Here is a 13,083-nt window from a genome sequence, read left to right as displayed (position 1 = left end):
ACGGAGAAGACCCATGGAAGTGATCCTGCTGGAACGTGTCGGCCGCCTCGGCCAGATGGGCGACGTCGTCAAGGTCAAGGACGGCTATGCCCGCAACTTCCTGCTGCCGCGCGGCAAGGCCATGCGCGCCAACAAGGCCAACCGCGCCTATTTCGAGACCCAGAAGGTCCAGCTCGAAGCCCGCAACCTCGAGCGCAAGGCCGAGGCTCAGGCGGTGTTCGAGAAGCTCGACGGCAAGTCCTTCATCGTCGTGCGTTCGGCCGGTGAGATGGGTCATCTCTACGGCTCCGTCTCGGCCCGCGACGTGGCCGACATGGTGGCTGCCGGCGGCTTCACCGTCGAGCGCGGCCAAGTCGAGCTCAAGGCCCCGATCAAGGCCATCGGCCTGCATCAGGTCGCCATCCTGCTGCACCCGGAAGTCGAAGCGACCGTGACCGTCAACGTCGCCCGTTCGGCCGACGAAGCCGAGCGTCAGGCCCGCGGCGAGGAAGTGCTGGTTCGCGAGGACGACAACCTGTTCGAGCGCGAAGTCGGCCCGATCACCGACGAAGAAGGCTATCACAGCGAGGACTGATCGCGCCGGCCGAAGGCCCCCGCGATCCCGACTGTGGGACGAGACGAGAGAGCCGGGCGGCGACGCCCGGCTCTTTTCGTTTGGCGGCGACCGTGCGATGCCGTGGGCGAAGGAGATCCGCCGATGCCCTCCCCCGATCGCGTGACGAGCCGCCCCGTTCCGCAAGCCTCGCGCCTCGCCGCGGCGGCGCGCGACTGGGCCGACTGGATCGACTGCTGGGAAGCACCTGTGTCGCACCCCGAGGTGACGCCGATCGAAGTCTTCCGCGCCACCATCGGGCGCGCGCCGGTCTGGCTCGACGCGGCGCTGCGGCTGCGCGACCGCATCGTCGCGCCGTTCGGCCTCACCACCGTCGGCGCCTTTGCCGACCGGCCCTTGCCGACGGCGCCGGCGGTCGGCGATCGCGTCGGGATCTTCCCGGTCGTCGCGGCCCATCCCGACGAGCTGATCCTCGGTATCGACGACGCCCATCTCGACTTCCGCCTGTCGATCCTGCGCTTCGCCGAGGCCGGCGAGGAGAAGGCGGCGATCGTCATGGTGTTGAAGCGGCACAATCTCCTCGGCCGGCTCTACATGCTGCCGGTCGGGCCGATCCACCGCCGGCTGGTCCGCGGCATGATGCGCCGCGCCGTGGCCGAGGGCGCGATCTGAGGGCGCGGTGATGCGCGCCCCAGGCACGGGTGTCGGCGGCCCCCTGAGCCTCGCTCGCCGTACCCGTCCCTCGCCTCGCGGTGCCCGCGCCTCACCCCTTCGGCCCCTCCGCCCCTCCTACCCTCACGACTTGCTCCCGACCCTGCCCGATGGTCTCGACTCCATATAGTTCGTGTGCTACCTAATTTGTGTCGCACGAACCCGGGAGACCCCGATGGCCGACGCAATCACCCCCCTGCCCTCGCTCAGGCCCGAGCAGTCGCTCGGCTACATGATCCACTACGTCGGCCGCCTGTTCGCCCGCGCCATGGGGGCGGAGGCGGCGCGTCACGGGGTGCAGCTCGGCGCCGTGCCCGTGCTCCTCGCACTGTGGGAGGCCGACGGCCAGACCCAGGCCGAACTCGCCGACCGGGTGCAGATCGAGCATCCGACCATGACGGCGACGCTCGGGCGAATGGAGCGCGACGGTCTCGTGACGCGCAAGACCGACACCGCCGATCGCCGCGCCCGCCGGGTCCACCTCACGCCGCGCGGCGCGGCGCTGAGGCCGGCGATCATCGGCGCCGCCCACGCCATCAACGCCCGCGCCGTCGCGCGGCTGGAGTGCATCGACGGGGCGGTCCTGCTCGACGCGTTGCACGACGTCGCCGCGGCGCTCGAGGCGCCGACCGTTCCTGCGGGAGATCCGACATGATCCGCACCGTCCATCGCATCGCGGCCTTCGCCGCACCGACGATCATCGCGACGTTCTGGCTCTCGACCGTCGGCGCCGAACTCTTCGGCACGCCGGCGACGGTCGCGACCGTCAAGCTCGCCATCGCCTGGTGCCTGCCGCTGCTCGCCGCCGTCATGGCGACGGCCGGGATCACCGGCAAGCGTCTCGCGGGTGCGTGGACGGCGCCGGTGATCGTCGCCAAACAGCGGCGGATGAAGCTGATCGCGGCGAACGGCGCGCTGGTGCTGATCCCCTGCGCCCTCTTCCTCGCGGTGAAGGCGTCGGCCGGGCAGTTCGACACGCTCTTCGCGATCGTGCAGGGGATCGAACTCGTGGCGGGGCCGGTCAATCTCGTGCTCGTCGCGACGAATGCGCGCGCCGGGTTGTCGATGACCGCACGGCGGCGCGTGGCCTGAGCCACCGCCATCTGCAGCCTGCACGGGTCAAGGCGTCTCGAGGGCACGGGCGATCAATCCTGTGGACGAGCGGGTATGACGGCGGGATGACTTCCGCGGGCGGCCGGGCGCGGTTAAGAAACCGTGAACCCGAAAAATGCCGGTCTCCCGAGAAAGCCGCCCGCCCGATGAAGCCGCCCGTCCGCCGCGTCGAGGACACCGTCCCGGCGCTCGCCCGTACCGCTCCGCACAACGTCGAGGCCGAACGCCAGCTGCTCGGCGCGATCCTGGTCAACAACGAGACCTATTATCGCGTCTCCGACTTCCTCGAGGCGGCGCATTTCTTCCTGGAGCCGCACAAAGAGATCTACGAGCGCATCGGATTGATGATCCGCGCCGGCAAGACCGCCTCGCCGATCACGCTCAAGACCTTCTTCCCGGCCGACCAGATCATCGCCGACATGAGCCCGACGCAGTATCTGCTGCGTCTCGCCTCCGACGCGACGACGATCATCAACGCCGAGGACTACGGCCGCGTCGTCCAGGAACTCGCCACCCGACGGAACCTGATCCGCATCGGCGAGGACATGGTCAACATCGCCTATGACGCGCCGGTCGACATGCCGCCGCGCGCCCAGATCGAGGACGCCGAGCGGCGGCTGTTCGAACTGGCCGAGGCCGGGCGCTACGACGGCGGCTTCGTCACCTTCTCGGACGCGCTGCGCGGTTCGATCGAGATGGCGGCGGCGGCCTTCCAGCGGCAGGGCAAGCTCTCGGGCATCTCGACCGGCATCTCCTCGCTCGATGCCCGTCTCGGCGGTCTGCAGCGCTCGGACCTGGTGATCCTCGCCGGCCGTCCCGCCATGGGCAAGACGTCGCTCGCCACCAACATCGCCTTCAACATCGCCGCCGCCTATCGCGCCGAGGAGCGCGCCGACGGCACGCTGGAGACGATCGACGGCGGCATCGTCGGCTTCTTCTCGCTGGAAATGAGCTCCGAACAGCTCGCCACGCGTATTCTCTCCGAGCAGGCCGAGATCCCGTCGAACAAGATCCGCCGCGGCGACATCTCCGACGCCGAGTTCGAGAAACTGGTCGGCGCCTCGCAGATGATGCAGTCGGTGCCGCTCTACGTCGACCAGACCGGCGGCATCTCGATCGCCCAGCTCGCCGCCCGCGCCCGCCGCCTCAAGCGGCAGAAGGGGCTCGACGTGCTGATCGTCGACTACCTCCAGCTGCTCACCGGTTCGTCCAAGAAGGGCGACAACCGCGTGCAGGAGATCACCGAGATCACCACCGGCCTCAAGGCGCTGTCGAAGGAGCTGAACGTGCCGATCGTGGCGCTGTCCCAGCTGTCGCGTCAGGTCGAAAACCGCGAGGACAAGCGGCCGCAACTCGCCGACCTTCGCGAATCCGGCTCGATCGAGCAGGACGCCGACGTCGTCATGTTCGTCTATCGCGAAGAGTACTATCTCAAGAACCAGGAGCCTCAGGAAAAGGGCACCGACGCCTGGTTCAAGTGGGAAGAGAAGTTCAACCGCATGCGCGGCATCGCCGAAGTCATCGTCGGCAAGCAGCGTCACGGACCGACCGGTTCGGTCGAACTGCACTTCGCCGGCGAATACACCCGCTTCTCCGACCTCGCCCGCGAGGACTTCGTGCCCGACCGGCACGAGTAAGGGGGACCGCGTCGCCTCACGCCCCGCGGCGCGTCACCACGCGGGCGGCGGCCAGTTGCCCGACGTGGAGCAGGCCGACGAAGCCGACCACGCCGGCCCAGGCGCCCCATTCCCAGAAATGGCCGCCGAGCGCGCCGAGAACCGACGAGCCGAGGTAGTAGGCGAGCAGGTAGAGCGAGGAGGCGTGCGCCTTGTCGGCCTTCGCCCGCGCCCCGACCCAGCCGCCGGCGACCGTGTGGGCGGCGAAGAAGCCGGCGGTCAGCAGCGCGATGCCGACGACGACGATCGCCAGGGGAGCGGCGAGCGTCAGCAACAGGCCGGCGCCCGACAGCGCGATGCCGGCGGCGAGCACCTTCGCCCGGCCGAAACGGTCGGCGCTCGCGCCCGCCAGCGGCGAGGCGACGATGCCGGCGAGATAGACCGTGAAGATGGCGCCGACCGCCGCCTGACCGAGCCCATAGGGCGGCGCCATCAGGCGGAAGCCGACGTAGTTGTAGACGCTGACGAAGCCGCCCATGGCGAGGAAGGCGATCGCGAAGAGCGCCAGGAGGCCGGGGTCGCGCAGGTGGCGGCCCCAGGCGGCGACGTGGGGCGCGAGCCCGCGGCTCGGCTCCGGGCGGAAGTTGCGCGAGGCCGGCAGGAGCGCGAGGAAGCCGAGGGCGGCGAGGAGGCCGAGCCCGCCGATCGCGGCGAGCGCCATGCGCCAGTCGGAATGTTCGGCGACGAGGCCGGTGACGACGCGCCCCGCCATGCCGCCCGCCGCGTTGCCGCCGATGTAGAGGCCCATCGCCGTGCCGAGGCCGGCGGGCTCGATCTCCTCGGCGAGATAGGCCATGGCGACGGCCGGCGCACCGCCGAGCGCCAGACCCTCGAGCGCGCGCAGCAGCAGCAGCACCGGCCAGGTCGGCGCGAAGGCGACCGCCACTTCGAGCAGCGCCGCGACGATCAGCGAGGCGAACATCAACGGCTTGCGCCCGAGGCCACGCGACAGGGCACCGGCGACGAAGATCGAGGCGGCGAGGCAACCGGTCGAGACCGACAGGGCGAGCGAGCTCTCGGCCGCCGAGAGCGAGAAGACGCGGGCGAGATCGGGCAGCAGCGGCTGGACGCAGTAGAGCTGCGAGAAGATCGCGTAGCCCGAGAGGAACAGCGCCACGTTGATGCGCAGGAAGGCGACGGAGGCGCGCCGCGTCCATACGGGCGCGGCAGCGGACGGTTCGGGCGGGATATCGGGCGTCGTCATGGGCTCTTCCTCGACCCCGAACGGATCATGTTCGCGCGGGCAGGAAAAGAGGCCGCGTGCAGATCCGCTTCCCGCGACGGCGAGATCGGCGCCACTTCGCCTTGACGTCGCCGGTTTTTGGACGCTCCCTCCCGCCATGACCGACGCCTGCCCCCGCCCGACTCGCCTCCTCGTCGACACCGCCGCCATCGTCGCCAATCGACGACGCATCCTCGCCGAGACCGGCGGCGTGCCCGCGGCCGGCGTGATCAAGGCGGATGCCTACGGCACCGGCGCGGCGGAAGCGGCACGCGCGCTCGCCGCCGACGGCTGCGACACGTTCTTCGTCGCCCATGTCGGCGAGGGCGTCGCGGTGCGCGCGGCGCTGGGTGACGCGACGGCGCGGATCTTCGTCCTCAACGGTCTGCTCCCCGGCACCGAGGCGACGCTCGCCGAGCATCGGCTCGCGCCCGTGCTCGGTTCGATGCCGGAGATCGAGGACTGGGCCGCCTTCGGCCGGGCGCACGGCGCGCCGCATCCCTCCGCGATCCATATCGACACCGGCATGAACCGCCACGGACTGAGCCTCGCGGAAGCCCGCGCCTTCGCGGCACGCGGCGATCTCGTCGCGGCCAGCGGCGCCGTCGTGGTGATGAGCCATCTCGCCTGCGCCGACGAGCCGGATCATCCGCTGAACCGCATGCAGCTCGAGCGATTCCGGTCGATCCGGCCGCTCTTTCCCGGGCTCGCGGCGTCGCTCGCCAATTCGGCCGGCGTGTTCCTCTCGCCCGAGTACCACTTCGATCTGGTGCGACCCGGCGTCGCGCTCTACGGCGGGGCGATCCGCTCCGGCGAGGCCTCGCCGATGCGGCCGGTCGTCACCCTCGAGGCGACGATCCTGCAGATCCGCGACGTGCCCGAAGGCGAGAGCGTCGGCTACGGCGCGCGGCGGACGACGACACGGCCGACGCGGCTCGCCGTCCTGTCGGTCGGCTATGCCGACGGCTTCCATCGCACGGCGTCGTCGTCGGATGCCGGCGGCGGCGGACGCGGCGTCCTCCACGGGGTCTCGGTGCCGATCTTCGGGCGGATCTCGATGGATCTCCTGGTGGTCGACGTCACCGACGTGGGCGCCGCGGCGCGGGGCGACCGGGTCGAACTGATCGGGCCGACCGTCACGCTGCAGGAGGTCGCGAGCGCCATGGGCACGATCGACTACGAGGTGCTGACCGGCCTCGGCCGGCGTTACGACCGCGTCCGGCGCTGACGCGTCAGACCCGTTCGAGCCGCGCCCATGGGCGCGGTGGCCGCTCGACCGCGATCCGGTCCGCGGGCCGAACGACGCCACCGACGACGACCAGCCCCATGACGCCCGCCTTGCGCAGCAGCGTTCCGTCTTCGGCGCGATCGAGCACGGCGGCGAGCAGACCCTTGCGGAAATGTTCGATCTGAGCGCAGGGGTTGCGCAGGCCGGTCAGCGTGACGACGGCGGTGGCGCCGATCGTCAGACGCGTCCCGACGGGCAGGGCGAGGAGATCGACCCCGCGCGTCAGCACGTTCTCGCCGAGATCGCCCGGCGACAACACGAAACCCTTCGGCGCGAGTTCGTCGAAGAGTTCGCTCTGGATCAGATGAATCTGCCGGAGATTGGGCTGCGTCGGATCGACGGCGACGCGCGAGCGATGCCGTACCGTCCGACCGCAATGGGCGTCACCTTCGACGCCGAGACCCGCGAGAAGGCGGATCTCCGCCATCGGACGTTTGGAAAAGGCATGGGCGTCGTGCGCCGCCACCGCCAGCACCTCGCCCTCGTCGCCGCTCATCTCGCCCCCCGTCGTCGAACGGGGGCCGTACACCCATTCGACGACGGTTCGACGACGATGATCCGATCACGCGGCGAGCGCTTCCTCGCGGTCGGCCAGCCAGTCGACATAGGCGTCGGCGCTGGCGGCGATCTGGTCGTCGGAGAGGCCCCACATCGCGCCCTGCAGGGTGAAGACCGGCAGATATTCGGCGCGGACGAAGCGAGCGATGCCCTGGATCGGACGCAGCAACTCGTCGAGCGTCCAGGCGTTCTGGGCGCCGGCGCGATAGGCGTCGGCCTTGCCGCCGGTCGAGACCGCGACGCCGATCGCCTTGCCCTCGAGCGCGTCGCCGCCGGGTCCGTAGACGAAACCGTAGGAGAGCACGTCGTCGAACCACTGCTTGAGCAGCGCCGGCGTCGAGAACCAGAACATCGGGAACTGGAAGATCACGCGGTCGTGGGCGCGCACCAGCGCCTGCTCGGCGGCGACGTCGATCTTGCCGTCGGGATAGGCGCGGTAGAGGTCGTGGACGGTGACGTCGCCGAGCGCGTCGGCGGCCGTCGCCCAGGCGGCATTGATCTTCGACTTCGACAGGTCGGGATGGACGAGGACGACGAGGGTCTTCTTGCTCATGGGGCTGCTCTCGCTTCGGATGAGGAATACGGTTCGGGATCGACTTACGGTTCGTATGTCGGTATACATTTGGAACCGATCGACGCACCGGCCGCAAGAAGGGCGAGAAAAGTTCGTCGGTATCAGCGGCGTAACCGAAGGCCGTGATGCCCTGCAGGCCTGCGGCATCGCGGCCGCCGACGGACGGGTGGGGAGGAGAAGGACCATGACGTTGCATCGTTCCAAGGCCTGCGACGCGGAGAAGTGTCCGATCCGCGACGTGCTCGATCGGCTCGGCGACCGCTGGACCGTGCTGGTGCTCAAGGTGCTGGCGGACGGGACGCTGCGCTTCACCGAGATCCGCCGCCGCATCGACGACATCTCACAGCGCATGCTGGCCCAGACGTTGCGGCGGCTGGAGCAGGACGGGCTGGTCAGCCGGACCGTGCACCCGACCATTCCGCCGCGTGTCGACTACGCGCTGACCGATCTCGGCCGCTCGATGCAGGAACCGCTCGGCGCCATGGTCGCCTGGGCGGTGGAGAATCACGCCGCGATCCGCGCCGCCCGCGCCACCTACGTGCCGCCACCGGTCGCGACGGCGCTGTGACGGCGTCGCCTCAGCGGAACGCCGGACCGCGCGGGGCGACGCGCCCTTCCTCGACGAGCAGCCGCACGGCACCGTCGAAACCCTTCCAGGCGGCGGCGGCGAGCGCCCCGCCGAGGCTGACACGGCGGACGCCTGCCCGTGCCAGATCGTCGACCCGGAGATCGGCCCAGAGCAGCACGTTGACCGGCTTCGGCGCCACCGCCGCGACCACTTCGGCGACCGCACCGAGGTCGGAGAGGCAGGGCGCGTAGAGACAGTCGGCGCCGGCCTGGGCATAGGCGACGAGCCGTTCGACCGTGTCGGCCAGCGTCGCCGTGCCGAGCAGGATCCCCTCGGCGCGGCCGATCAGCATCACGTCGGCGCCGGTCGCCGCGATCGCCTCGCGCGCCACGGTCAGCCGTTCGACCGCTTCGCCGGCGTCGTGGAGCCGCCCGCCGCGCTGATCCTCGATCGACAGGCCGGCGATGCCGGTCGCGACCGCCGCGGCGACATTGGCGGAAAGCTCGTCGAGCCCCGCCGCGTAGCCGTCCTCGAAATCGGCGTTGACCGGCAGATCGGTCGCGGCTGCGAGGCGGGCGAGGTGATCGAGCACCTCGTCGCGGCTCACCTCGCCGTCGGCCCTGCCGAGCGACCAGGCGAGGCCCGACGAGGTCGAGGCGACGGCGGAGAAGCCCGCGACCTCGAGCCGCCGCAGGCTGCCGAGGTCCCACGGGTTGGGCAGGACGAAGCAGCCCTCGCCGTGGAGGGCGCGAAAGCGGGATCGTTTTTCTTCCACCGCGATCATCGTCGCCCCCTGTACAAAACAAGAACATCATGCCAATCTCGGCGCCGACGTCAAGAGGAGATCCCATGGCCAAGCGCACCACCCGTTTCGTCTGCCAGAACTGCGGTTCGGTCACCGCGCGCTGGGCGGGCCGCTGCGACGGGTGCGGCGAATGGAACACGATCGTCGAGGAGGTCGACGGCGGCGCGGGCGGCGTCGGCGGCGCGCCGACGGCGATCGCGGTCTCGACCAAACGCGGCCGCGTCGTGCCGCTGGTGGCGCTGTCGGGCGAGGCCAAGGAGGCGCCGCGCATCGCCTCCGGCATCGGCGAACTCGACCGGGTGACCGGCGGCGGTTTCGTCCGCGGCTCGGCGATCCTGGTCGGCGGCGATCCCGGCATCGGCAAGTCGACGCTGCTGATCCAGGCCGCCGCCAAGCTCGCCGACGCCGGCCACCGGGTCGTCTACGTCTCGGGCGAAGAGGCGATCGGGCAGGTGCGGCTCCGGGCCGAGCGGCTCGGCCTGTCGGCGGCGCCGGTGGCGCTCGCCGCCGAGACCTCGGTCGAGGACATTCTGGCGACGCTCTCGGCCGGGCCGACGCCGGCGCTGGTCGTCATCGATTCCATCCAGACGCTGTGGACCGAACTCGCCGATTCGGCCCCCGGCACCGTCACCCAGGTGCGCACCGCGGCACAGGCGCTGATCCGCTACGCCAAGGGCAGCGGCGCGACCGTCGTCCTCGTCGGCCACGTCACCAAGGACGGCCAGATCGCCGGCCCGCGCGTGGTCGAGCACATGGTCGACGCCGTGCTCTATTTCGAGGGCGACGGGGCGCGGCAGTTCCGGGTGCTGCGCTCGGTCAAGAACCGATTCGGCGCGACCGACGAGATCGGCGTCTTCGAAATGTCGGGCGCCGGCCTGCGCGAGGTCGCCAATCCGTCGGAACTCTTCCTCGGCGAACGCGACGGGCGCTCGCCCGGCACCGCCGTCTTCGCCGGCATGGAGGGCTCGCGGCCGCTGCTGGTGGAGATCCAGGCGCTGGTCGCCCCGACGGCGCTCGGCACGGCGCGGCGCGCCGTCGTCGGCTGGGACGGCAATCGCCTGTCGATGATCCTCGCCGTGCTCGAGGCCCATTGCGGCCTGAGGCTCGGCAGCCACGACGTCTATCTCAACGTCGCCGGTGGCCTGCGCATCGCCGAGCCGGCCGCCGATCTGGCGGTTGCCGCGGCCCTCGTCTCCTCGCTCTCGGGCGTTCCCCTGCCGCCGGAGAGCGTGTTCTTCGGCGAGGTCGGGCTCTCCGGTGCCGTGCGGCCCGTGGCGCGCGGCGACGCGCGGCTGAAGGAGGCCGAGCGGCTCGGCTTCCGCGCCGCGGTCGCGCCCACCGGCTCGACCGGCGAGAAGAGCGGCGGCGAGGAGCGCAAGGGGCGCCCCGAGCCCGCGACCAGCCTCGACGTCGCCGAGATCGACGTGCTCGCCGGCCTCGTGGCGCGGATCGCCGCCGGATCGGGCGGGCGCATCGTCCATCGCACCGCCGAGGAGCGGCCGCGCGTGGCGGCGCGGGGCGAAAACATCCGCTCGGTGTGACGGCTCGGGGGCCCCGTCGACGGCTCCTCGCGTCGCAGGAACGTCACAGGGACGCGAGACCGACGTTTTCGGGCTGGACCGGCGGCGCCGCGTCGCGTATCGAAACGTCGGCGAAAGGCGACGGAGGGCTCTCCACCGCCGCAATCGTCGTTGCCTCCGTCGCGGCGCCGTCGCCGACGGGCGGTTCGGGGAACGAGATCGATCGACGGGTCCTGGGCGACCGGGCGGCGATCGGGTCGGACGAGGTCTGAAACGATGGATTTCATCACGCTTCTCGACGGAATCGTCGTCGTCGTCGTGCTGGTCTCGGCGCTGCTCGCGATGTACCGCGGTTTCCTGCGGGAAGTGCTGTCGATCGGCGCCTGGGCCGCGGCCGCGATCGTGGCGGTGCTGTTCTACAAGCAGATGCTGCCGACCGTGAAGGTCTACGTGCCCAACGACATGGTGGCGACGATCACCACGATCGGCGGCCTGTTCCTCGTCACCCTGCTCTTCGCCAGCTGGCTGACGATGAAGATCTCCGACTTCGTGCTCGACAGCGCCTTCGGCGCGCTCGACCGCACCTTCGGCTTCATCTTCGGCGCGGCGCGCGGCCTGCTGCTGCTGGTCGTCGCCATCCAGTTCTTCAACGGCTTCGTTCCGGCCCAGCAGCAGCCCCACTGGGTGGCGGCGGCCAAGTCGAAGCCGATCCTCGATGCGCTCGGCGCCAAGTTGCTCGCGGCCCTGCCGGAGAACGCCGAGGAGATCATCCTCAAGAAGCTCAAGCCCAAGGCGCCGGCCGACGAGGGCGCGCCGGCCGAGCCGGGCGTGGCGCCGGGCAAGACCGGCGAGGCGCCGATCTATCGCAACGGCGAGAAGAAGCAGCTCGAGCAGATGATCGGATCCCAGGGCCGCACGCCCTGATCGGATGCACGAAACGACGGACGCGTCGCTCGGACCCGGGCGGCGCGATCGGCCATTGAAGACGACCCACGGGCGAAGGCGAGAGGCGAGATGACGGATCGCGACGGCTGGACGTTCGGCGACGAGCACGACGACCATTTCCACGACGAATGCGGCGTCTTCGGCGTCTACGGGCACCCGGAGGCGGGCGCGCTGACGGCTCTGGGGCTCCATGCCCTGCAGCACCGCGGCCAGGAGGCGGCCGGTATCGTCACCTACGACGGCCAGCACTTCCACGTCGAACGCCACATCGGCCTCGTCGGCGACAACTTCGCCAAGCCGGCGGTCATCGCCCGGCTCAAGGGCAACCGGGCGATCGGCCATACCCGCTATTCGACGACCGGCGCGCAGGTGCTGCGCAACGTCCAGCCGATGTTCGCCGAGTTCCACGGCGGCGGCTTCGCCGTCGCCCACAACGGCAATCTCACCAATGCCCTGACGCTGCAGCGCCAGCTCCAGCTGCGCGGCTCGATCTTCCAGTCGACCTCCGACACCGAGACGGTGCTGCATCTGGCGGCGACCTCGTCGAAGGGGCCGCTGGTCGACCGTTTCGTCGACGCGCTGCGTCAGATCGAGGGCGCCTATGCCTTCGTCGCCATGTCCGAGAAGAAGATGATCGGCGTGCGCGATCCCCTCGGCGTGCGCCCGCTGGTGCTCGGCGACGTCGACGGCTGCTTCGTGCTGGCGTCGGAGACCTGTGCGGTCGACATCATCGGCGGCACGGTCATCCGCGAGGTCGAGCCGGGCGAGATGGTGGTGATCACCGACGAGGGGCTGGAGAGCTTCCGCCCCTTCGCGCCGACCGCCTCGCGCTTCTGCATCTTCGAATACGTCTATTTCGCCCGGCCGGACTCGGTCTTCGGCGACACCAACGTCTACACCGTGCGCAAGCGCATCGGTGCCGAACTGGCGCGCGAGGCGCCGGTCGCCGCCGACGTCGTCATTCCGGTGCCGGATTCCGGCAATCCGGCCGCCATGGGCTTCGCCGAAGCCGCCGGTCTGCCGTTCGATCTCGGCATCATCCGCAATCACTACGTCGGCCGTACCTTCATCCAGCCGACCGACGCGATCCGCCACATGGGCGTCAAGCTGAAGCACAATCCCAACCGCTCCGTGATCGAGGGGCGTCGCGTCATCCTGGTCGACGATTCGATCGTGCGCGGCACCACGTCGCAGAAGATCGTGCAGATGGTGCGCGACGCCGGCGCCAAGGAGGTGCACATGCGCATCGCCTCGCCGCCGACCACCGACCCGTGCTTCTACGGCGTCGACACGCCGGAGAAGGCCAAGCTGATCGCGGCGCGGATGTCGCTCGAGGAGCTCGCCACCTACATCAATGTCGACAGCCTCGCCTTCCTGTCGATCGACGGTCTCTACCGCGCCGTCGGCGAGACCGACCGCAACGCCAAGTGCCCGCAGTTCTGCGACGCCTGTTTCACCGGCGACTATCCGACCCGGTTGACCGACCGGGCGCTGGCCGGCGACGTGCGTGCGCTCGATCTGCTGGTCGAATCCCAGTGACCGGAGGGCGA

General features: G+C 70.4%; 14 protein-coding genes. 10 read left to right on the top strand and 4 right to left on the bottom strand.

Going from position 1 to position 13,083, the window contains the following annotated elements:
• Nucleotides 1-13: 13 nt before the first annotated feature.
• The 5 genes from rplI (at nt 14) to ACT541_RS08570 (ending at nt 4,014) form a co-directional block, all read left to right on the top strand.
• A complete protein-coding gene (gene rplI, locus ACT541_RS08590; RefSeq protein ID WP_476135891.1) occupies nt 14-574 on the top strand; it encodes a 50S ribosomal protein L9 in 561 nt (186 codons plus the stop codon).
• A 123-nt stretch (nt 575-697) separates the two neighbouring features.
• Nucleotides 698-1,225: a DUF2867 domain-containing protein gene (locus ACT541_RS08585; protein WP_476135890.1), complete on the top strand. Its 528-nt coding sequence runs from the start codon at nt 698-700 to the stop codon at nt 1,223-1,225.
• Nucleotides 1,226-1,439: 214 nt separating this feature from the next.
• On the top strand, nt 1,440-1,919 hold the full coding sequence (locus ACT541_RS08580) for a MarR family winged helix-turn-helix transcriptional regulator (RefSeq protein ID WP_476135889.1): 480 nt from the start codon (nt 1,440-1,442) through the stop codon (nt 1,917-1,919).
• A complete protein-coding gene (locus ACT541_RS08575) occupies nt 1,916-2,356 on the top strand; it encodes a hypothetical protein (RefSeq protein WP_476135887.1) in 441 nt (146 codons plus the stop codon). The genes ACT541_RS08580 and ACT541_RS08575 overlap by 4 nt, the downstream gene beginning before the upstream one ends.
• 167 nt (nt 2,357-2,523) lie before the next feature.
• Nucleotides 2,524-4,014, top strand: coding sequence for a replicative DNA helicase (locus ACT541_RS08570; RefSeq protein ID WP_476135885.1), 1,491 nt, complete (start codon nt 2,524-2,526; stop codon nt 4,012-4,014).
• A gap of 16 nt (nt 4,015-4,030) precedes the next feature.
• On the opposite strand, the gene ACT541_RS08565 is transcribed toward ACT541_RS08570, so the two are convergent.
• Entirely contained in the window at nt 4,031-5,257 is a 1,227-nt protein-coding gene (locus tag ACT541_RS08565) for an MFS transporter (protein WP_476135883.1), read from the bottom strand.
• A gap of 136 nt (nt 5,258-5,393) precedes the next feature.
• Here ACT541_RS08565 and alr point away from each other — a divergent pair, with 136 nt between their 5' ends.
• Nucleotides 5,394-6,503 (top strand): alanine racemase, encoded by a 1,110-nt coding sequence (gene alr / locus ACT541_RS08560; RefSeq protein WP_476135882.1) that lies wholly within the window; start codon nt 5,394-5,396, stop codon nt 6,501-6,503.
• A 4-nt stretch (nt 6,504-6,507) separates the two neighbouring features.
• Here alr and ACT541_RS08555 read toward each other — a convergent pair whose 3' ends face one another.
• Both ACT541_RS08555 and ACT541_RS08550 read right to left on the bottom strand, forming a co-directional pair.
• Complete coding sequence (locus ACT541_RS08555) at nt 6,508-7,059, bottom strand: MOSC domain-containing protein (RefSeq protein ID WP_476135880.1); 552 nt, start codon at nt 7,057-7,059, stop codon at nt 6,508-6,510.
• Nucleotides 7,060-7,125: 66 nt separating this feature from the next.
• Nucleotides 7,126-7,674, bottom strand: coding sequence for an NAD(P)H-dependent oxidoreductase (locus ACT541_RS08550; RefSeq protein ID WP_476135879.1), 549 nt, complete (start codon nt 7,672-7,674; stop codon nt 7,126-7,128).
• 205 nt (nt 7,675-7,879) lie between these two features.
• Between ACT541_RS08550 and ACT541_RS08545 the strand changes: the two genes are divergently transcribed.
• Nucleotides 7,880-8,263, top strand: coding sequence for a winged helix-turn-helix transcriptional regulator (locus tag ACT541_RS08545; RefSeq protein WP_476135877.1), 384 nt, complete (start codon nt 7,880-7,882; stop codon nt 8,261-8,263).
• A 10-nt stretch (nt 8,264-8,273) separates the two neighbouring features.
• Here the strand turns inward: ACT541_RS08545 and ACT541_RS08540 are convergent, their stop codons facing one another.
• Nucleotides 8,274-9,047 carry an isocitrate lyase/PEP mutase family protein gene (locus ACT541_RS08540; protein ID WP_476135875.1) on the bottom strand — a complete coding sequence of 258 codons (774 nt, stop codon included), beginning with the start codon at nt 9,045-9,047 and terminating at the stop codon, nt 8,274-8,276.
• A 65-nt stretch (nt 9,048-9,112) separates the two neighbouring features.
• Here ACT541_RS08540 and radA point away from each other — a divergent pair, with 65 nt between their 5' ends.
• The 3 genes from radA to purF all read left to right on the top strand — a co-directional run bounded on the left by radA (nt 9,113) and on the right by purF (nt 13,072).
• Nucleotides 9,113-10,609 (top strand): DNA repair protein RadA, encoded by a 1,497-nt coding sequence (radA, locus tag ACT541_RS08535; protein ID WP_476135874.1) that lies wholly within the window; start codon nt 9,113-9,115, stop codon nt 10,607-10,609.
• Between the two features lie 255 nt (nt 10,610-10,864).
• Nucleotides 10,865-11,512, top strand: a complete 648-nt coding sequence (locus ACT541_RS08530) for a CvpA family protein (RefSeq protein WP_476135873.1) — start codon at nt 10,865-10,867, stop codon at nt 11,510-11,512.
• 90 nt (nt 11,513-11,602) lie between these two features.
• Nucleotides 11,603-13,072, top strand: coding sequence for an amidophosphoribosyltransferase (gene purF, locus ACT541_RS08525; protein ID WP_476135871.1), 1,470 nt, complete (start codon nt 11,603-11,605; stop codon nt 13,070-13,072).
• Nucleotides 13,073-13,083 lie beyond the last annotated feature (11 nt).

Source organism: Pinisolibacter sp. DMC100, assembly GCF_056313705.1.
This window is presented reverse-complemented; position numbering and strand designations above follow the sequence as displayed.